Genomic DNA, 260 nt, shown 5'->3' on the forward strand with positions numbered 1-260 from the left:
GTAAGCGTGGCTGCGTTGCTCGTCACAGGACAGTTCGGTGTCGCACTTGTCTCCGTCACCACTACATCAAAATTCCCTGCAACGCCTGCTACACTGCTAATCGTCAGCGTTGCTGTGTTAACGCCGCTGTAAACTCCTGCATTGCTCAGGTTTACTCCGTTACGCCTCCACTGATAGGTCAGCGTGGTGCCGGTAGCTGCAACCGTGAACGTCGTTCCGTTATCTGCACATTGGGTTACGCTTACTGGATGTGTCGTGAT

At 53.5% G+C, this 260-nt stretch carries 1 protein-coding gene; it reads right to left on the reverse strand.

The genetic code is table 11. The features are described from left to right. The coding region (locus tag KK083_RS32380) for an immunoglobulin domain-containing protein (protein ID WP_254170306.1) at positions 1–260 on the reverse strand (260 nt) is incomplete at both ends.

It is taken from the genome of Chryseosolibacter histidinae (assembly GCF_018598225.1).
Lineage (GTDB): Bacteria > Bacteroidota > Bacteroidia > Cytophagales > Cyclobacteriaceae > Chryseosolibacter > Chryseosolibacter histidini.